Raw genomic sequence first — 19,312 nt, 5'->3', positions numbered from 1 at the left:
GTATAAGCCGGGCGCGCGGGGATAGATGAGGAATGCCAGACGCTTCGATGGAACCGCAGCAGGGAAGGGATGTGTGACAGCTACGATCACAAAAATAAAAATTCTCCATCGAAAGTTCATTTTCTATTGCTGCCTGCGCCGGAACCGGGCCATCATACTTGTCCACGACCAATGAAAAGTACCGGCTCCATGAACAAGAAGACACCGTCACTGGCGAGATCCACTGCGCTCCGCGGGCCCATTCAGGCCGAGCCAATTCAGGATTTGGGTGAAGTTCTGGAAGCCGGGGCGCTGGTCGGTCAGGAGATCAAGGATCTGAGGCGCGCAAGCAACGTCACGCTGAGCGAGCTTTCAGATGCCACCGGTCTGTCCAAGGGCTACCTCAGCCAGATCGAACGCGGAATTTCTTCGCCCTCGATCAAGGCATTGCATTCGATCAGCCGTGCACTTGGCGTGAACATCTCATGGTTCTTTCCGTCCCCGGCCGAGGATGACGATGAATTCCGCGAGTTCGTCGTGCGCCGCGACCGGCGGCGGCGCCTGGAATTCGAGAGCGGCATATGTGACGAGCTTCTGTCGCCAAACCTGGCGCGCGGCATCGAATTGTTGCGCTGCACGTTCCGTCCGCATTCCTTCAGCGGCAAGGAAGATTACAGCCACAAGGGCGAGGAGGCGGGATTTGTCGCGTCGGGCAAACTCACGCTTTGGCTCGACGGCAAGGAAATCTCCCTGTCGTCCGGTGACAGTTTCGCCTTCGAAAGCTCGATCCCGCATCGCTACGCCAATGAAAGCGACGAGGAGACGGTGATCATCTGGGCGATCTCGCCACCGTCTTACTGATTCGACCCTTAGTCGGGTCAACGGCCTCCGGTTTCTCAAACGCTTGCCGTGTTCGGTGTCCGCCGTCTGATGTCGCGCCGAACGGGCGGTGGCGTCGTGACCAGCGCCCCCGCGTGATCGTTTCCGTGCCTTTTTGTCCGCACTTTTAGGGATTGGCTTTGTATGGGCCAAAACCCTCGTCTGAGGCGCGTCCAGGCGATCTCAGCTCAGGCTTCGTGCCAAAAAATGGGTCAGAAATTTAAAAAAATAAAAACTTGACACATGAGTGACAGTGAAGTGAACATATGATAATGAAATTTCACAAACAGGGAGAAACGCATGTGGCGCGTCGGAATTGATGTTGGTGGGACGTTCACCGACTTCTTTGCATGGAACGAAGAGGATGGGTCTTACAAGACCGCTAAGGTCCTGACCACGAAGGATGATCGCTCGCGCGGGGTTCTTCAATCCATTGAGACCGCGGGTATCCCGTTCGACCAGATCTCGTTTCTGATGCACGGAACGACAACTGCGACCAATTCGCTGATCGAACGCGATTACCCCGATGCGGCCTTTGTCACGACCGAAGGGTTCCGGGACACGATCGAGATCGGGCGTCAGCACCGCAAGGCGCTCTACGACCCGTATCAGACCAAGCCCAAGCCGCTGATCCGCCGTCGCCATCGCTTCACCATCGACGAACGCATGTCGGCCAAGGGAGACGTGCGCCGGGAACTCCGGGAAGACGCCGCGCGGGAGATCGCACGCGAGATCAAGGCGCGTGGCTATGGCTCGGTCGGGGTCGGCTTCATCAACTCCTATGCAAACGACGCGCATGAGAGAAAGATGCGCGACATCATCCTCGAAGAGGCACCCGGCGTGCATGTCGTCATTTCGTCGGACACCCGCCCGGTGTTCCGCGAGCACGGCCGGTTCACGACGACCGCGATCCGCGCCTGCCTCATGCCGATCATGACGCATTACTTCGACCGTCTGTCCGAGGTTCTGGCCGAGCGGGGCTTCACAGGAAAGCTGCTCATCCTCAAGAGCAACGGCGGCGTCATGGGCGCGCAAAACGCCAAGCTGCGTCCCGAGGAGCTGATCGAATCCGGGCCGGCAGGCGGGGTGGCCTATGCCTCCTACCTGTCCATCCATGCAGGTTTCGAAAACATCATTCATACGGATGTCGGCGGCACCAGCTTTGACGTGTCCATCGTCGAGAAGGGTGAGGGCCTCATCACCCGCGACCATGAGCTGGAATGGGAAGTTCCGGTCGCCGTGCCGATGCTCGACATCCACTCCGTCGGCGCCGGTGGCGGCTCCATCGGTTGGGTCGATGAGGGCGGATCGCTGCGGATGGGACCCCAATCGGCAGGCTCGACACCTGGCCCTGCCTGCTACGGCCGGGGCGGAACCGAGCCGACGATCACGGACGCGAACCTCGTTCTCGGACGTCTGAACCCGTCGCTCAGCGACAAGTTCGAACTGGACAAGGCGGCTGCTGAAGCTGCCATCGATCGCCTAGCCAAGAAAATCGGGTTGTCGCGTCTGGAAACGGCCGACGGCATGATCAAGATTTCCTGCGAAACCATGGCGCAGGCGGTGAAGGGCGTGGTCGTTGCCAGGGCCCGCGATCCGCGCGATTTCGTGCTTGCCAGCTTTGGCGGCGCGGGGCCGATGCATGCCTGTTTCGTGGCCCAGGCGATGAGCATTCCGCAAGTGGTGATCCCGGGCGCGGCCGGTGTAGCCTCGGCCTTCGGCGCCACGGCCATGGACATGCGCCACGATATCGAAACCTTCCACTACGCGGCGCTCAGCGATGTGAAGGTGGCCGATCTGAACCGGCTCTATGACCGGATCGAAGCGGATGCGCGCGCGCGTCTCGCCGCGGACGGCATCTCCGACGACAACATGGAGCTGCGCCGCACGGCACAGATGCGCTATGTGGGCCAGACATACGAGGTGGAGACGGATATCCCCTCGGGTGAACTGACCGACGCGCATATTCCGCAGATTGCCAACGCGTTTCACGCCGCGCATGAAAAGGAATACGGGGTGTCGAACGAAGCCTTCGAGATCGCCTTCGTGTCCCTCAGCGTCACCGCGGTCGGCAAGATGAAAGAACCGCCGGTCTACGATTTCAGCGGTCAGCAGTCTGTCGAAAGCCACGCCACCCGGCCGGTCTATTTCGATGGCACCTGGCACGACACCGAACTTTACGACGGCAAGAACATCGCGCCCGGCGCGCGTATGCAGGGCCCTGCCGTTGTCGAGTATCTCGACTCGATCGCTGTCATTCCGCCGAACTGCTCCGGCGAAGTCGACAAAAGCGGCAACCTTGTCGTCACCATCGGGAATTGAGGAGAACAACCATGTCTACCGAAACCAAAGGACGCTTCGGCGACGTCGACGCCGTCACTTTCGAAGTGCTGCGCAATACGTTCGAATATGCGTGCAATCGCATGTCCACGATCATGCAACGCACCTCGTTCTCGCCGATCCTGGCCGATATCCTAGACTTTTCGAATGCGGTCTACGACCCCGAGCTTCGCCTTCTGGCACAGGCCGCGAACTGTCCGGTCCATCTGGCGGCGATGCAGTACAGCGCCGACGCGGCGGCCCGAAAGTATCCAATCGAGACTATGAAACCGGGCGATATCTATGCGCTGAACGATCCCTATCAGGGCGGCACGCATACCAACGATATCACCTTCATCATGCCGGTCTTCTACGAAGAGGAAGTGCTTGGCTTCGCGGTGAGTCGCGGTCACTGGATGGACCTGGGTGGCGGTGCCGCGGGGGGGATGTCGTTCTCGACCCACGTGGCCGCCGAAGGGCTGCGCATCCCGCCGATCAAGCTCTATGAGAACTATGAAATCAATCCCGATTTCCTGGCGATCATCATGAACAATACGCGGACGCCCTTCTTTATCGAAGGCGACCTTCAGGCGCATCTCGGTGCGTTGCGGGCCGCCGAGCAGGAACTGCAGCGCGCCGCCCGGCGGTATGGGCTGACGACGGTGAAGGCCGCGATGAAGGAGTTGATCGGCTATACCGAACGCATCATCCGCAAGTCGATCGAAGAGATCCCCGACGGTGTCTATTACGCCGAGGATTTCGCCGATACCGACGGCTTCTCGCCCGATCCGGTCAAGGTTGCGGTGCAGCTGACTGTCAAGGGGTCGAACATCCATGTCGACTTCAACGGGTCGGACCCGACCTGCAAGGGCTCGATCAATTCGCCCTACGCCAATACGGCCTCGGCGGCCTATTACTCGCTTCAGTTCTTCCTTGCGCCGCATGCGCCATCGAATGCCGGGATGTTCGTGCCGATCACGCTCGATATTCCCGAAGGAACCTGGCTGAACCCGCAATGGCCGGCGCCGACGATCGGGTGTACCACGCTGACCTCGTCCAAGATCACCAGTGCGATCTGGCAGGCGCTGGCCCAGGCGATCCCCGACCGCGTCACCGGCTCGACCTGTTCAGAATGCAACTGGTTCGTCTCCTCCACGAAGGATGAGCACGGCAACGCGAACGTGTTCTCGGATCTGCCGGCCGGTGGCTGGGGTGGCACGCCCTATAACGACGGGATGAGTGTTACGATGGACCCGCTCGGCAACTGCATGAACATGATGGCCGAAACGGCGGAACTCTTGTTCCCGATCGAGTACGAAGCCTTCGAATTGCGGCCCGACAGTGCCGGTGCCGGCAAGTTCCGCGGCGGCCTGGGAGCGAATTTCAAGGTCCGCTTCCTGTGCGAGGGCGAGATGAACATGGAAACCTCGCGGACCCGCGAAGGCAGCCCCGGCGTGAACGGCGGTCTGCGCAGCGACGTGCAGCGCTCCAAGCATCTCTATCCGGACGGGCGCGAGATCGTGATCGGTGGCCTGACCGAGAACGGCGACTGGTGCAGCCCGCTGCTGTCCAGCCACCCGTTCAACTACGACGAGGTGTTCCAGTTCGAAAGCACCGGCGGCGGCGGCTGGGGCGACCCGCGCGAGCGGCCTGCCCAGAAAGTCCTGGACGACGTTCTGGATGGTTATGTGTCCATCGAAAAGGCTCGGGACGCATACGGTGTCGTGATCGATCCCGAGAACATGACACTGGACGAAGCGGAAACGGCGCGCCTGCGCGCCGCCTAGCGAATACCCGGCGCCCCATGTCCTGGGGTGCCGGTCTCTTCGGGAAATCCACCGAAAACCACACGGCGCGACTGCGTGCGTGAACAAAGAAAAATTGCCAACAGGGATACCAGACCATGGAAAAGAAAATCAACTCACCGGCTGTGCTCAGCACGCGCCGCAAGTTCCTGGCAACGGGTGCCGGAACCGCTTTCGGGGCTGGGCTTTTGGCCTCTGTCAACGAGGCCAACGCTCAGCAATCGGGAACCATCCCGATCGGACAGATGGCATCGCTCACCGGTCCACTGGCGGTCGACGGAATCGAACACAAGAACGGCCTGGAAATGGCCTGCGAGGAGATCAACGCCGCCGGCGGGATCCTCGGTAAGATGCTGGAGCCGACGACGCTCGACAGCAAGAACCAGACCGCCGAGGAGGTCAGCGCCGCCGCACGGCTGCTGATCGACCGCTATGGGTCGCACGCGATCATCAACGGCTACAATGTCGGCGCCAATCAGGCGGAATACGATCCCATCGCGGATGCGGGGATTATCTACATTCACTACAACACGTCCATCGGGCACCATGAAGCGTTCCAGAGTGATCCCGAGCGCTACACAGGTATCTTCATGGCGGATCCCGCGGAATACTACTACGGTGTGGGCCTGCCGGTGATGCTGGCCTCGCTACGCGACCAGGGTCTTTGGAAGCCCGACAACAACAAGATCGCGCTCGTCACGGGCTCGCTTCCCTATTCCACGGTGATTTCCAACGCGATCCGGGATACCGCGCCGCAATACGGTTTCGAAGTCTCGTTCGAAGAGATCGTTCCTGTTCCGACTACCGAATGGGGCGCCGTCCTCAACAAGGTGCGCGCCGAACAGCCTGCCGTGATCGCGAACACCCATTTCTTCCCTGCGGATCTGGCGCAATTCCAGATCCAGTTTGCCGAGAACCCGACCAACAGCCTTGTCTACATGCAGTATGGGCCGCTGCTCAAAGCCTTCTCGGAGATCGCGGGCGAGGCCGCCCGGGGTGTCATGTCGTCATCGGTCATCGGCATTCTGCCCGACGAGATCGGCAATGCCTTCCGCGACGCCTATTGGGCCAGGTTCGGGGAGACCGCCGAAGCCGACCCGGGTGCATCGACCTATTCCGAGATGTATCACTACGCGATTGCGGCCGCTCTGGCCGGCGGAACCGGGGAGCCGGGCGACTACGAGCAGAACCGCAAGATCGCCGACAACCTGCGCCGCTTCTCATTCCGCGCGCCGTTCGGCACCTTGCGCTATGCTAAGGAGTTCAACGCAGCCCTGCCATATCCGACCATCTCACCGGATGCATCTCTGGCCATGCCGCATCTGCTCTACCAGATCAAGGACCCGGCCGCGGCCGTGCCGAAGAAGCTGATTTTCCCCGAACCCTATAACGAGGTCGCGTTCGAAACCCCGCCCTGGTTCACCTGAGCAAGACGCATGACGTCGCGCCTCGGGGCTCTGCCGGAGCCCCGAGTGCAAAACCACCAAGGAAAAACTGGAGCCAGGCGATGGAGCTTCTGACTGGAATTTTGACCAGCACGATTGCGTTGGGCGCGATCTATGCCGCGAGCTCGGTCTCGCTGGCGCTGCTATGGGGCAGCATTTCGATGCTGAACCTCGCGCATGGCGCCATGATCGTCATCGGGGCCTATGGCTCGGTGGCCGTCGTGACAGGGCTGGGCCTGCCTTGGTGGACGGGGCTTCTGGGCGGCATGATTGCGGGCGCTGCGGGCGGACTGCTGCTCTACGTCTCGCAGGTCCGGTGGATCTTCGGCAAGGCGAATTTCGATCTGCGGATCATCATCCTCACCATGGCGTTCAGCACCATCGTGGTCGATCTCATCAACAACCTGATAGGCGCAAAGATCCTGCGACAACCGTTTCAGGTCGAGGGTCGGTTCGACCTCGGCGCGCTGTCCATCGGGCACCAGACCCTGCTGGTCGTCTGTTGCAGCGCGCTCATGGTGCTGCTGCTGCAACTCGTCGTGCACAAGACCAATCTCGGCCGGCTCATCCGGGCCGTCTCGCAGGACATCACCGCCGCTCGGCTGAACGGCGTGCCGGTGCAGGCGGTGATTTTTCAGGTGACGGTTCTCGCCGGGATCATCTCGGGCGCCTCCGGCGTGCTGCTGACAAGCTCGACGACCGTCTATCCCGGTGCCGGGTTCGATCCGCTGCTCAAGGCGCTGATCGTCTGCGTCCTGGGCGGGCTCGGCAGCATTCCCGGTGCGCTGGCCGCGTCATTCGCGCTCGCTGGTCTGGAAACCACCGTGCAGTACACGCTCGGTGTGAAATGGGGGTTTCCCGTGTCGCTTCTCGTCGTGGTGCTGGTGCTGGTCTACCGACCGACCGGTCTCTTCGGGCGCCAGGAACTGGAGAGGAATTGACCCATGCGTTCAATGAAATCCCGCGATCTTCTGATCCTTCTTCTCTTTGTCGGCGTCCTGAGCCTTTTGCCCGCGCTGGGACTGAGCCGCTACGTTCTGGGGCAGATCACCCTGTTCATCCTGTGGGCGGCCGTCGTGTCGCAGTGGAACCTGGTCTTCGGCGTCGCCGGCATCCTGTCGATCGGCCATATGGCTCTGTTCGCGGTGGGCGGCTATGCCACCGCGCTCATGGGCCTCTATTTCGGCATGTCGCTATGGTGGACCCTGCCGGTGGCGGCTCTGGCGGGGCTGCTGATGAGCCTCGTCATGGCCTTTGCCACGTTCCGGCTGCGCGGCGCTTATGTCGTCGTGGTCACGCTCGCCATCGCCATGACGGTCTATCAGCTTCTGGTGACCGATGTGGCCTGCTTCCGGCAGACCCAATCGGTTTGCTATTCCTTCTCCGGCGGCGCCCGCGGCCTGTCGCGTTTCGGCGATTTCGGGTTTCGCGAGCTACTTGGATACAGCAGTGCGCCGCTTGGCAATTTCTACCTGTCGCTCATCATGCTCGCGCTGTCGATACTGGTCGCGATCATGGTCGTCTACAGCCCCTATGGGCAGGCCTTTAAGGCGATGCGCGACAACGAGGTCTGCGCCGCGTCGCGAGGTATCGAGATCCGGAAATATCAGGCCATCGTCTTTGCCGTCTCCGGAGTGTTCACCGGTTTGAGCGGAGGCGTCTATGCCGGGGTGATCGGCACGTTTGGTCCGCAGGTTCTCGAATTGCCCACGCTGCTGTTCCTGCTGTCGATGATGGTCGTCGGCGGCCGCGGCACCATTTGGGGCCCGGTGGTCGGCACGATCGTGCTGGCGCTTATCGACGAGGGCTTCCGCGACCTCGCGGCATGGCGCAACACCGCCTATGCGGCCGTTCTTTCGATCATCCTGCTCACATTGCCGGAGGGCCTGATGGGCGGTTTCGCGTCACTCAGGAAGTGGGCCTTGAGCCCCAGGAAGGAGGGCTGAAACGTGACCCATTCACCGCAACATCTGCTCGAGGTGCGCGGCCTGACCAAGGCCTATGGGGCCATGAAGGCGACGAACGATCTCAGCTTTCATGTCGACCGCGGCGAGGTGCTCGGCATCGGCGGTCCGAACGGCGCCGGGAAGACCACGCTGTTTGATCTCTTGTCCGGGGTGACCCCCCCGACCGCCGGGAGGATCCTGTTCGAGGGCGCCGATATCACCGGGCTCGGCGCCTCGGCGATCTGCCATCTCGGCATTAGCCGCACCTTCCAGCTAAACGCCGTCTTCAACTCGCAGACGGTCGCCGACAATCTGAAGACCTGCGCCTATTTCGGCAGCGAAAAGCGGCTCGTGCCCGGGTTGAGCTATGACCGCAGGTCCGAGATCCGCGCGGCCGAGGTACTCGATCTGACCGGTTTGACGGACTATGCGGATGTGATGGCGGGTGCCTTGCCGGTCTTGCAGCTGAAGCTGTTGATGATCGGATGCGCCATCGTGAGCCATCCCAAACTGCTGCTGCTGGACGAACCGGTCGGGGGGCTCAACCCGGCCGAGATCGAAACCTGCGCGGCGGTCTTCAGACAGCTTCGGGATTTTCACGGGACCACCATCGTCGTGATCGAACACGTGATGAGCTTCATGACAGCCTTTGCGGACCGGATCATGATCCTGCACCACGGTGCGAAACTGCACGAAGGGGCGGCGGGCAGTCTCGCCGACAATCCCGAGGTCGTGGATGTCTTCCTCGGTGTGTCCGGCGCTGCAGACAGCCGCAAGGGAGCACAGGCGGAGGAGGTCGGAAATGCCACTTCTTGAAGTCAAGGATTGTCACGCCGGTTACGGCACGGGGTCGATCCTGAACGGGATCGACCTGACGGTCGCGAAAGGCGAACTGATCGGCATTGTCGGCCCGAACGGTCATGGCAAGACGACGCTGCTGCGCGCGATATCGGGCCTGTTGCCCAGGACCCAGGGCAGCATCGCGCTGAACGGTCGATCCATCCTCGGGCTGGCGCCGGAGAAAATCGCGCGGATGGGGCTGGCCCATGTGCCGCAGGGCGATCTGGTCTACAAGAACATGACCATTCTCGAAAACCTGCTGGTCGGCGGCTATGCCAACCGGTCGGATGCAAGGTCCCAGGCGCAACTAGACAAGGTCTTCGCGCTCTTTCCCAAGCTCGAACAGCGCGCGGAGCAGATCGCCAGCTCCCTGTCGGGAGGTGAGCGCCGGATGCTGGGCATCGGCCGCGGCCTGATGATGGGGGATTGCCGCCTGCTGGTGCTGGACGAGCCTTCGCTCGGCCTGGCGCCGGTGGTGATCGACCAGATCTATGCGGCCATCGACGAATTGCGCGCGACAGGGATGACGATCGTCGTGGTCGAAGAGAATATCGCCCGGGTGGCCAACCATGCGGACCGGCTGCATCTGATGGATGGCGGCCATTTCGTCTGGTCCGGTGTCCCCGCGGAAATGCATGAAAATCGGAAAATAATCGACACCTATCTGGGTGCTTGAAAGACAGGAGCTACATTTATGGGCATTCCAAACAAGGCAGATGTGGTTATCGTTGGCGGCGGCGTTGCGGGCTGCTCCATCGCATATCACCTGACCAAGCTGGGGATTACCGATGTCGTGTTGTGCGAGCGCAAGCAGCTCACGAGCGGCACGACCTGGCATGCGGCTGGACTAGTGACGCAGCTCCGCGCGACGCGAAACATGACAGAGCTTGCCCAATACACCGGCGAGCTGTTTCGCGATCTGGAGGCGGAAACGGGGCAGGCGACGGGCTTCAAGCAAAACGGCGCGCTGCGCCTTGCCACGCATGACGCGCGCTTCGAGGAACTGAAACGTGGCGTGTCCATGGCCCGAAATTTCGGGCTCGAGGCCGACGTCGTCTCCGCCGGCGAAATCCGCGAACGCTGGCCGCTGGTCGAAGTCGGCGACATCGTCGGCGGCATCTGGATGCCCAATGACGGGCAGATCAATCCCGCCGACGTGACGATGGCGATGGCCAAAGGCGCGCGTATGCGCGGCGCGCGGATTTTCGAACAGACCCCGGTCGAGCGCCTGATCGTCGAGAACGGAAAGGTGCGGGGCGTGAAACTCGCCGATGGCGAGATCCGCGCCGACCGCGTCGTCATCGCGGGTGGCATGTGGTCGCGGGAATTCGCGGCGCAAAGCGGCGTCTCCCTGCCGCTCCACGCGGCAGAGCATTTCTACATCGTGACCGAGCAGATGCCCGATCTGCCCCGCGAACTGCCGGTGCTGTTCGTCGCCGACGAGTGTTCCTATTACAAGGAAGACGCTGGCAAGCTGCTGCTGGGATGCTTCGAGCCCGAAGCGAAACCCTGGGGGCACAACGGCATCCCCGAGGACTTCTGCTTCGACAGCCTGCCCGAGGATTTCGATCATTTCGAACCGATCCTCGACATGGCCGTCAAACGCGTGCCGGCGCTGGCTAACGCGGGTATCCAGCTGTTCTTCAACGGCCCCGAAAGCTTCACGCCCGATGACCGCTACCTTCTGGGAGAGACGCCCGAAGTTGAGGGGTTGTTCTGCGCCTGCGGGTTCAACTCGGTCGGCATCCTGTCGTCCGGTGGCGTCGGCAAGGCGCTGGCGGATTGGATCAACGACGGTCACCCGCCGATGGAGCTGGCAGATGTCGACGTGCGCCGCATGCATTCCTGGCAGTCGAACAAGAGCTATCTCTTCGACCGGACCAAGGAAACGTTGGGCTTGCTCTACAAGATGCATTGGCCTTACCAGCAATATGAAACCGCGCGCAATGTGCGCCAAAGCCCGTTTCACGACCGCCTTGTCGCTCTCGGGGCCTCGATGACCGAAGCTGCCGGATATGAGCGGCCGGGCTTTTTCGCGCGCGATGGCCGCTCGACTGAGATCGGCTATTCCTTCGGCCCGCAAAGCTGGTTCGAAGACGCGCGCGCTGAATGTTTGGACACGCAATCAGCCGTGACCGTTTTCGACCAGAGTTGCTATGTGAAATTCCGGGTCGAGGGCCGAGACGCTTGCCGCATTCTCAACAACGTGTCAGCGGGAAATGTTGATGTTGCTATGGGCAAGGTCGTCTACACCCAGTGGCTCAACCCGCGCGGGGGTATCGAGGCGGATGTCACGATCACCCGGCTTTCAGAAACAGCCTATCTAGTCGTCACCATAGCCGCCAGCCAGACACGCGATCTGTCGTGGTTGCGCCGCCACATTCCCGACGATGCGGCTGTCGTTGTCACCGATGTTACGCCCGGCCTACCGATGCTAGCGATTATGGGGCCCAAATCCCGTGCGCTGCTTGAGAAGGTTTCCGGTGCCGACCTGTCGAATGCCGCCTTCCCGTTCGGGACGAGTCAGGAGATTGCCGTCGGATATGCGACCGTCAGGGCGAGTCGGCTGACCTTTGTCGGCGAGCTTGGGTGGGAACTCTATATCCCGGCGGATTTCGCGATGCATGTCTTCGACAAGATCGTCGAGGCCGGTCAGGAATTTGGCCTTAGCCATGCGGGGTTCTTTGCGCTCAACAGCCTTCGGGTAGAAAAAGGTTATCGGCACTGGGGGCATGACATTGGCGAAGAAGACACTCCGATCCAGGCGGGGCTCTCGTTTGCCGTGGACTATAATAAAGCTGAATTTGTCGGCCGTGATGCTCTCTTGCGTGCGCGAGACGCCGGTGTGCCTACAAAGCGGCTTGTACAATTCCAACTGCCCGACGGATGTCGAAAGATGCTCTATCACGAAGAGCCAATCTACAAGGAAGGTAGGATAATCGGATCTATTACCTCTGGTGGATATGGGCACAGGCTCGATCGATCGATGGGCATGGGATACATCTATAACGCCGACGGTGTCACTCGCGACTTCATCAATGCCGGTGGATTCGAGATTGAGATCGCCTGTGAACGTTACAAGGCAACTGCGTCACTCTCACCTTTCTTGGACCCAAAGAACGAGAGGATCAAGGTGTAGACAATGAATGGCAGAGGTGACGGAAATGACGCGCTGGGAGTAGGTCTGCTTTCTCCCCCAGTGCTGATTGGCTGTCTTACTAACAGCTGCATGGGTGTAATGTATGCGTGGAGCTTGTTCCTGTTACCGATGGAAAGGGATCTCGGGCTGAGCCGGGCTGAGTTAAGCTTGGCTCCGTCATTGGCACTGGCGTGTTTCATGCTGGGAATGATGCTACAAAAGGCAGTATCAACGAGATTGACCTTACGCGGCACTGCTTTGCTTTGTTTTTCACTGGCTGGTGGCGGGCACTTTCTGTTTGGCTTTTGGCCAACATTGACGTCGCTTATTATTGGCTATGGCATGGCTTTTGGGACCGGCTCAGGCTTGGGGTACGGGTTCGCGCTTGAAATGGCTCAATTCGCAAAAGAGCGAAATCGTTCCCTAGCGATTGGTGTCATAGTGTCGTGTTTTGCCTTGTCTGGGATCCTTATTTCTAGCGTTTTTGCACGGGCGATTCTGCACAGTTCTCCAGCGACATCATTTCTTGTCATCGGTTTCGGAATACTTCTGCTCGGAGTTTTTGTTGTTTCTAAAATTGATGGTTCTTCTCTGACGCCTACAGAAGAAATTCAAGAGCCTACTGGCTCTGAAGTCTTTACGCTTCGCTTTGCGATTATGTCCTACTGTTTCTTCGCAATTTGCTTTGCCGGGCTGTTAACTATCTCGCATATATCCGGTATCTTGGAAGAAATTGGCGTTCCAAGTAGGCTTCTTGGACTAGGCGCGGGCTTGTTGAATTTAGGATATATAATAGGATCCATTTTTGGTGGCAGGTTTGTCGATTGGGTTCAAGGCAGAAGTGCGTTGTTTTTTGTCTGCTTGCTTACGGTCGCTGCGTTATTGATGATACGTTCGGACAGCTTCTTGATCGTTTGCGTAGCGACCGTATTTGTTGGACTGTGCTTTGGTGGCTCGGCGTCGCTGATACCTGTATTGATCGGGCGTGAATACGGCATCTCGCAGATTGGGAGGGTCTATGGTAAAATGATCTTCTCATATGGCCTCGCTGGGCTGATAGCTCCTTGGGTAGGAGGGCTTCTATATACCCAAACAGGTTCCTATTCGGTCCCGCTTGCGGTCACCACTGTATTGGCTTTCGTGGGTTTAATCGCTTCTATCTACTTTAGCTTTGCGCTCATGATGAAGCGCTAGTACTGATTGAAGCATGGTCGAATCAGAAATAGCGCTTGATATTGCGATTGATTTTTGAAAGCGCGGGACTCGACCGCCCCACAAATTCGCGTACATGCATTTGGTTTCACGCTACTTGGCAACCGGTTTCTGTGCCTGGAAATTCAAGCGAGGGTAGCAGCGTCCCAATGGCGGTCCTTCGTGCAGCATTGAGTTTTCATGAACAATTGTCACTTCGGATTTGAACCAACGCGACTATTCTCGACCGGCAAGAGCTCAAGAAAGGGAAGCCCGGGTGCCGGGCTTGAAAGGATAGAGAGAGGCTCATCCGGGTCCGGCGTGACAAGGACTCTGACCATGGCCAAGACCCGTCCGAAACCCACCACCTCCAAGAAGACCGAAGCATCCGGATCGGCCGCGCCTGACGGCGCCGCCGACATCCGAATGATCCCGCTCGACCAGCTGGAGCCGAGTGCTCTCAACGTCCGCAAGGTAGCCGCGAGCGCCAGCGACGACGCCGAACTTCTTGCCAGCATTCGCGAGACGGGCATCAAGCAGAACCTGGTGGTTCATGCGCTGTCTGAGACACGTTTTGCGGTCGATGCCGGAGGTCGCCGCCTCAAGGCGCTGAAACAGCTCGCTGAAGATGGCGCCATTCCTGCCGATCACCCGGTGCCCTGCCTCGTCGAAGATGAGCGCAACGCCGTCCTCACCTCCGCGACAGAAAACCTCCAGCGCGCGGCGATGCATCCCGCCGACCAGTTCGAAGCTTTCGACAAGATGATCGCCGAGGGGCGAAGTGAAGACGAGATCGCGCTGAAGTTTGGCGTCTCGGTCGACCTGGTGCGCCGCCGGTTGAAACTCGCCCGTGTCGCCCCCGAGATCATCGAGCAGTTCCGCGCGGGCGACCTGACTCTCGAATGCGTGATGGCCTTCACGCTGACAGACGACCATGATCGCCAGCTCGCGGTTTGGAACGCGGTGAAGGGCGGCTATCACGTCCATCCGCAAAGCATCAAACGCCAGCTGACCGAGACGGCGCATTCGGCGAACTCGGGCCTTGGGCGTTTTGTCGGTATCGAGGCATATGAGGCGGGAGGCGGTGTCCTGCTGCGCGATCTCTTCGACGACCGTGCCAGCGCCCATATGGAAAACACTGAGCTTCTCGAGCGCCTCGCCATCGAGAAGCTGCAGGCTGCGGCTAAAACCTTCGAGGGATCGTGGAAATGGGTCGAGGTGCATCTCTCGGTGGACTATGGCGCGTTTCGCAGTTTCGGGCGGGTCTATCCGCAGGACATCGAGCCCGATCCGGATCTGCTTGCCGAAGAGGAGCGTCTCATCGCGCGGGAGGAAGAACTGGCGGCGCAGAATGATGGCGAGGATTGGACCGACGCCGAGACTGAAGAATATTACGCTATCGAGCCGCGCCTCCGCGAGATCGATACCCTGCAGCGCGAGCGGCAACCCTATGCTGATGAGGACCGCGCCATCGCCGGCGTGGTTTTGACCATCGGTCATGACGGGGCGTTGCGCGTCGAGAAGGGCCTAGTGCGGCCCAAGGATATTCCCACCGCGCCCGAGCCGGACGAGGATAGTGCTGATGCGGGTGATGCCCCCTCCCCTGCCCGCCCGCACGTGACGCCGCCCACTTCCTCGACGCCAGTACCGACTTCCGATCCGGCCGCGACTTTGCGGAAGGCGGATGGGATTTCGGCGAGCCTGGCGGATGATCTGCGCGCGACGCGTCAGCACATCCTGCGGGCGCATCTGGTGGCGGATTTCGAGGTGGCGTTCGACGCGATGCTCTACGCGCTCTGCGAGCAAGCTCTGGGGCGGTCCTACAACAACGAGGCACTCGATATCTCGATCCGGCCTTTCCAGGCGCAAAACCGCGAGATGCTGCATGCGGACACAGTCGCACAGAAGATGCTCGAGGCGCTGGAACAGGATCTCGCCACTGACTGGATGAAGCTGGAGAAACCCGATGACTTCCGGGCGATGTCGGCGCTGCCCATCGCGGACAAGCAGGCGCTGTTCGCCTGGGCGACGGGCCTGGCGATCAAGCCGCAGCTCTCCTCCGACAATCGCCCCTCTCCGATCATCGAGGAGATCGGCGCGCGGCTCGATGTCGATGTTGCAGCCTGCTGGCGCCCGACCGCGCAGAACTACTGGGGTCGGGTCAACAAAGGCCATGCGGTGGCCACGGCGCGCAAGAAGATCGGCGACGACTACGCCGAAGATCGCAATCGCGAGCGAAAGGGCGATCTCGCAGCCGCGATGGAACGGGCTTTCGCGGAAACGGCCGGCGAGACGGAAGGTTTTGACGCCGCCACGGTTGCGAAGACGATGCGGTGGCTGCCCGACGGGATGCTGTTTGCTGGTGCAACTGAGGCCAATGCCAACACGGTTGGCGATGCGCCGGAGACCGAGGAAGGCGTCGCGCCCGCCGCAGATCCTCTGACAAATGTCGAGAGCGAGGAACCGTCGTCCTTGCCCGCCTTCCTCAGTGGGGATGCAGCCTGAGGGAAGGGTTGTCGATCCGATCACGACATGAGCTTTGGGCCGTCCTCATATCGAGGGCGGCCCTTTCCGGCTGGCGGGTTGCCTACAGCCGATATCGGATCGGCTGGCCCGTCTCGGAGACATCCCATGACCACAACCCTCGGCCTCGATCCCGTTCGGGAAGCTGCACTGATCGCCGCGCAGAATGATGCGTTTCGACACTCTATCCTCGGCAATCCTCCCGTTGCCGATTCCCCGCAGGGCCAGTTCGTGATGACACGTGGCGTCGCGGCGCTTGGGATCGATGCGCAGCTGGAACTGACCCGCCGTGTTGCCGCCTTCGACGGGTTCAATGCCGACAGCGACCCGCAGGGATGGCACGAGATGGGGGTCATCGACCTCGATGGCACGACGGTCTGGTTCAAAGTCGATCTATATGACGTCGACTATACATACGGCTCGCCCGAGCCCTCTGATCCCGCGCAGACGCGTCGCGTGCTGACCCTGCTTCTCCCGTCGGAATACTGACGCCTCCAATTACTACTCACCGCCCCGGACCGCCCTTGCACAAAGGGCGGTCCTTTCGGGCTGGCCGGTTCCAAGGGGCGCGATGATCGCGTCCGGCCTGCCGCAGGAGACCAGAGATGGCCAAGACAGTCGACTACCAGATCACCCTCTATCCCGCGCATCGCGATGGCGCCTTCGTCGTCACCCAGTTCCAGATGATGGGCAGCTACCCCGAAAAGCGCATCCAGGCCGCGGGCATGGATGACCTGATGGACAAGGTGACGCAGTTCGCGATGGAGCACGGTGAGAGTTGCAGTGCTTCGGTGCGTTGTCTCGCCCCGCGCAAACCGCCTGGGTTCAAGCGCGCGACCGAGAACCTCTATTTCAACCTGGTTGACCGGACGGGTGAGCTGCGCGGCGACGCTGCTGCCTGAAGCCCGCACAGTAAACCACCGGGGCGGCCTCGCGTAGCGGTCGCCCACCTCTCCCCCCGATTCCAAAGGACCAAAGACATGACACAAGCGACTGATTTCTACGCGCAGATGCTCGAATCCCAGAGACTTGCGGTGGAGCAACGGGTCGAGACCCGCGCGGCCCTTCTCTCTGAGCTGCGCGCTCTCGGAGTGACGAGCATCGAGGTGCAATACGAAGGCTACGGCGATTCAGGCAATGTCGAGGATGTCGTCGTGACACCTGGCACGATCACCCTGACGGATAATCTTCGGCGCCGCGTCGAAGACTTCGGTTGGGACTTCGCCTATGCGCTGAGCCCGGGCTTCGAGAACAACGAGGGCGGCTATGGCGAACTGACCTGGGCACTCGAGGCGGACAAGATCGATGTCAGCCACTCGAACCGCTATATCGAGACCGACACCACCGAACACGAGGGGCTCTGACATGGCACATCCCCTCCATCACGCAGAAAGCTCGGCCCGAAAATTCGGCGGTGTTCCGGATGATTACCAGCATGTGCATGATTGGTTTGACTCATCCAAAGAGCACCTAGGTCTCTTTGTTCACAGAGCCTATCGCCATCATACGTTATCCTGACTCTATGGAAACGTCTTATTCCTGTGCATTGTGCGGGTTATGCGGAACCGTTGGATTGAGAGATGAGCCAGCCCCGGCCCGCTCTCCATCAAAAGGGCCGTAGGGACGGGGCTGGCGGCGTTTCGGTTTTAGAGCAACTGGAGTCGCGGGCGTCGTTTGCTGGACGCGAACGCCTTTGGAGGATGGATGACGCAGCTTTATTTCACCGATGGATCGGCGCTGCGCGCGCCCGTTTCCGTCGAAGGCGTTTCGGTCGATCTTTCCGTGTCCCTGACCGAGGCCGCTGGCAGGATCGGCCTGATGGATGGCATGCCGTTCTTTCTTGATCGAGACGGAAGCTACTTGTATGCAGTGAACCGGTTCTTTCGCGCCTGTCCGACCATGGGGGTGCGTTCGCGGCACAGTTTGCGCGCCTACGCCCATGACATCTTCGTCTGGATGCGGTTTCTGGAAGAACGGCGTGGTGGCAAGCAGCTTTGGCGTGCCGATTACAACGATGTCATCGCGTTTCACCATGCACGGCGTTTGTCGGATGCACCGTTCCGGATTTCGGCATCCAGTTGGAACAGGGCGATCGCGGCGCTCGACAAATTGTATCGATGGGCGCTCGAAGAGGGCCTGATCGCATCCTCCCCGTTTCGTTACGACCTGTCCTTTCGTCATGGGCAAGGGCGGGGAGCGCCCAAGGTGGTTGAGGGCAACAGGGCGCGGGAACGTGCCGCACGCCCGCATGACATGCAATTCGTCGATATCGGCCGCTACCTCGCGTTCCGGGATATCGGCCTGAGAGGAAGATTGCCGGACGGGTCCGAGGACCCAGCCTGGCGCGGCCGCAATGGCCAGCGGAATGCCGTCTTCGCGGAACTGCTCGTAACAACGGGGATGCGCCTCGGTGAGGCTGGCAGCTTGATCATCGACGAACTGCCTCGGTTGACGTCGGACAGCCCGCGGATACTTCTTTTCGATCTTCCGGGCGCTATCACCAAGGGCGAACGCCCGCGCCGCATCCGGTTGCCGCGCCGTGTGCTCAAGCTGATCGGGGATTATTGCGATATCGAGCGCCACGTTGCCGCCGCCAAGGCGTCGCCTCCTCCGGGCGTCCCCCTCGTATTGTCACCCGATGGCCGCAGCGCCATCGATGGCAGTGGCCGGCGCATCGCGCTGACCAAGCTCCGGCCACAAGACCGCCAACGGCTGCTGCGATCGCCTGATGGGATGCCTGAACACGCATCGCTTTGGCTCACTGAGCGTGGTCAACCCGTGTCGTCCGGAACCTGGGAGGTTGCTTTTCGCAGGGCAAGCCAGCGATGTCAGTCCTTCGGTCTCGATATTACTGTCACGCCGCACATGCTGAGGCACACCTTTGCCGTCAACATGTTGTCGATGCTGATCCGCGAACAGGTGGGCAGGATCTTCAACCCGACCGATGCGCATGGTGCTGCCTATCGCCAGATGCTTGGCGATCCGCTCCGCCATCTCCAACACCTCCTCGGCCACGCGAACATCACCAGCACCTACATCTATCTCGACAGCCTTGCCGAGGCGCAGGAACTCGTCGATGCGGCGGCGGATCGCTGGACCGACGAACTCATGGCGGACGAACAATGACCGGGAGAGCCCGCGTCTCACAGCCCCGCCCGGGACGGAGGGCAAGCTTTCCCGAACACCTTCCAGATCCCGGCCCCGCTGCGGCCATTGCCATCGCCGCGGGCCGTTTCGAGATTACCC

15 protein-coding genes and 1 pseudogene are annotated in these 19,312 nt (G+C 60.6%); all 16 read left to right on the top strand.

The annotated features are described in order from the left end of the window. The first annotated feature begins 189 nt into the window (after positions 1–189). Entirely contained in the window at positions 190–840 is a 651-nt protein-coding gene (locus RBB18_RS17390) for a helix-turn-helix domain-containing protein (RefSeq protein WP_081288598.1), read from the top strand. A 318-nt stretch (positions 841–1,158) separates the two neighbouring features. Continuing rightward, positions 1,159–3,180 (top strand): hydantoinase/oxoprolinase family protein, encoded by a 2,022-nt coding sequence (locus RBB18_RS17385; RefSeq protein ID WP_065331521.1) that lies wholly within the window; start codon positions 1,159–1,161, stop codon positions 3,178–3,180. A gap of 11 nt (positions 3,181–3,191) precedes the next feature. Next, positions 3,192–4,964, top strand: a complete 1,773-nt coding sequence (locus RBB18_RS17380) for a hydantoinase B/oxoprolinase family protein (protein ID WP_065331520.1) — start codon at positions 3,192–3,194, stop codon at positions 4,962–4,964. A gap of 116 nt (positions 4,965–5,080) precedes the next feature. Beyond that, on the top strand, positions 5,081–6,409 hold the full coding sequence (locus RBB18_RS17375) for an ABC transporter substrate-binding protein (protein ID WP_082852035.1): 1,329 nt from the start codon (positions 5,081–5,083) through the stop codon (positions 6,407–6,409). Between the two features lie 80 nt (positions 6,410–6,489). After that, positions 6,490–7,368 (top strand): branched-chain amino acid ABC transporter permease, encoded by an 879-nt coding sequence (locus tag RBB18_RS17370; RefSeq protein WP_065331519.1) that lies wholly within the window; start codon positions 6,490–6,492, stop codon positions 7,366–7,368. Between the two features lie 3 nt (positions 7,369–7,371). Further along, positions 7,372–8,373 (top strand): branched-chain amino acid ABC transporter permease, encoded by a 1,002-nt coding sequence (locus RBB18_RS17365; protein ID WP_065331518.1) that lies wholly within the window; start codon positions 7,372–7,374, stop codon positions 8,371–8,373. A 3-nt stretch (positions 8,374–8,376) separates the two neighbouring features. Further along, entirely contained in the window at positions 8,377–9,189 is an 813-nt protein-coding gene (locus RBB18_RS17360; protein WP_068248267.1) for an ABC transporter ATP-binding protein, read from the top strand. Next, on the top strand, positions 9,176–9,889 hold the full coding sequence (locus RBB18_RS17355) for an ABC transporter ATP-binding protein (RefSeq protein ID WP_065331517.1): 714 nt from the start codon (positions 9,176–9,178) through the stop codon (positions 9,887–9,889). The genes RBB18_RS17360 and RBB18_RS17355 overlap by 14 nt, the downstream gene beginning before the upstream one ends. A gap of 18 nt (positions 9,890–9,907) precedes the next feature. Next, complete coding sequence (locus tag RBB18_RS17350) at positions 9,908–12,352, top strand: FAD-dependent oxidoreductase (protein WP_306111755.1); 2,445 nt, start codon at positions 9,908–9,910, stop codon at positions 12,350–12,352. Positions 12,353–12,355: 3 nt separating this feature from the next. Continuing rightward, a complete protein-coding gene (locus RBB18_RS17345) occupies positions 12,356–13,546 on the top strand; it encodes an MFS transporter (RefSeq protein WP_306111754.1) in 1,191 nt (396 codons plus the stop codon). 336 nt (positions 13,547–13,882) lie between these two features. Continuing rightward, positions 13,883–16,048 (top strand): ParB/RepB/Spo0J family partition protein, encoded by a 2,166-nt coding sequence (locus RBB18_RS17340; RefSeq protein ID WP_306111753.1) that lies wholly within the window; start codon positions 13,883–13,885, stop codon positions 16,046–16,048. Between the two features lie 126 nt (positions 16,049–16,174). Beyond that, complete coding sequence (locus RBB18_RS17335; RefSeq protein ID WP_306111752.1) at positions 16,175–16,555, top strand: DUF3768 domain-containing protein; 381 nt, start codon at positions 16,175–16,177, stop codon at positions 16,553–16,555. A gap of 116 nt (positions 16,556–16,671) precedes the next feature. Next, positions 16,672–16,968, top strand: coding sequence for a hypothetical protein (locus RBB18_RS17330; RefSeq protein WP_306111751.1), 297 nt, complete (start codon positions 16,672–16,674; stop codon positions 16,966–16,968). Between the two features lie 78 nt (positions 16,969–17,046). Further along, positions 17,047–17,430 (top strand): DUF6878 family protein, encoded by a 384-nt coding sequence (locus RBB18_RS17325; protein ID WP_306111750.1) that lies wholly within the window; start codon positions 17,047–17,049, stop codon positions 17,428–17,430. 1 nt (position 17,431) lies between these two features. Beyond that, positions 17,432–17,572 (top strand): annotated as a pseudogene (locus RBB18_RS23220) (hypothetical protein); the annotation flags it as partial. Between the two features lie 276 nt (positions 17,573–17,848). After that, the gene (locus RBB18_RS17320) at positions 17,849–19,192 is read left to right on the top strand and encodes a tyrosine-type recombinase/integrase (RefSeq protein WP_306111749.1); all 1,344 of its coding nucleotides are present in this window, start codon (positions 17,849–17,851) and stop codon (positions 19,190–19,192) included. Positions 19,193–19,312 lie beyond the last annotated feature (120 nt).

Origin of the sequence: Roseovarius sp. MMSF_3298 (assembly GCF_030733705.1) — a bacterium.
GTDB lineage: Bacteria > Pseudomonadota > Alphaproteobacteria > Rhodobacterales > Rhodobacteraceae > Roseovarius > Roseovarius confluentis.
The sequence above is the reverse complement of the archived record's forward strand: the minus strand, read 5'-3'. Positions and strand labels throughout refer to the sequence as shown.

Coding starts and splice junctions, on each gene's coding strand:
- RBB18_RS17350 (WP_306111755.1), top strand. CDS start 9,908: ATGGGCATTCCAAACAAGGCAGATGTGGTTATCGTTGGCGGCGGCGTT.
- RBB18_RS17380 (WP_065331520.1), top strand. CDS start 3,192: ATGTCTACCGAAACCAAAGGACGCTTCGGCGACGTCGACGCCGTCACT.
- RBB18_RS17345 (WP_306111754.1), top strand. CDS start 12,356: ATGAATGGCAGAGGTGACGGAAATGACGCGCTGGGAGTAGGTCTGCTT.
- RBB18_RS17340 (WP_306111753.1), top strand. CDS start 13,883: ATGGCCAAGACCCGTCCGAAACCCACCACCTCCAAGAAGACCGAAGCA.
- RBB18_RS17370 (WP_065331519.1), top strand. CDS start 6,490: ATGGAGCTTCTGACTGGAATTTTGACCAGCACGATTGCGTTGGGCGCG.
- RBB18_RS17355 (WP_065331517.1), top strand. CDS start 9,176: ATGCCACTTCTTGAAGTCAAGGATTGTCACGCCGGTTACGGCACGGGG.
- RBB18_RS17375 (WP_082852035.1), top strand. CDS start 5,081: ATGGAAAAGAAAATCAACTCACCGGCTGTGCTCAGCACGCGCCGCAAG.
- RBB18_RS17390 (WP_081288598.1), top strand. CDS start 190: ATGAACAAGAAGACACCGTCACTGGCGAGATCCACTGCGCTCCGCGGG.
- RBB18_RS17330 (WP_306111751.1), top strand. CDS start 16,672: ATGGCCAAGACAGTCGACTACCAGATCACCCTCTATCCCGCGCATCGC.
- RBB18_RS17325 (WP_306111750.1), top strand. CDS start 17,047: ATGACACAAGCGACTGATTTCTACGCGCAGATGCTCGAATCCCAGAGA.
- RBB18_RS17365 (WP_065331518.1), top strand. CDS start 7,372: ATGCGTTCAATGAAATCCCGCGATCTTCTGATCCTTCTTCTCTTTGTC.
- RBB18_RS17385 (WP_065331521.1), top strand. CDS start 1,159: ATGTGGCGCGTCGGAATTGATGTTGGTGGGACGTTCACCGACTTCTTT.
- RBB18_RS17335 (WP_306111752.1), top strand. CDS start 16,175: ATGACCACAACCCTCGGCCTCGATCCCGTTCGGGAAGCTGCACTGATC.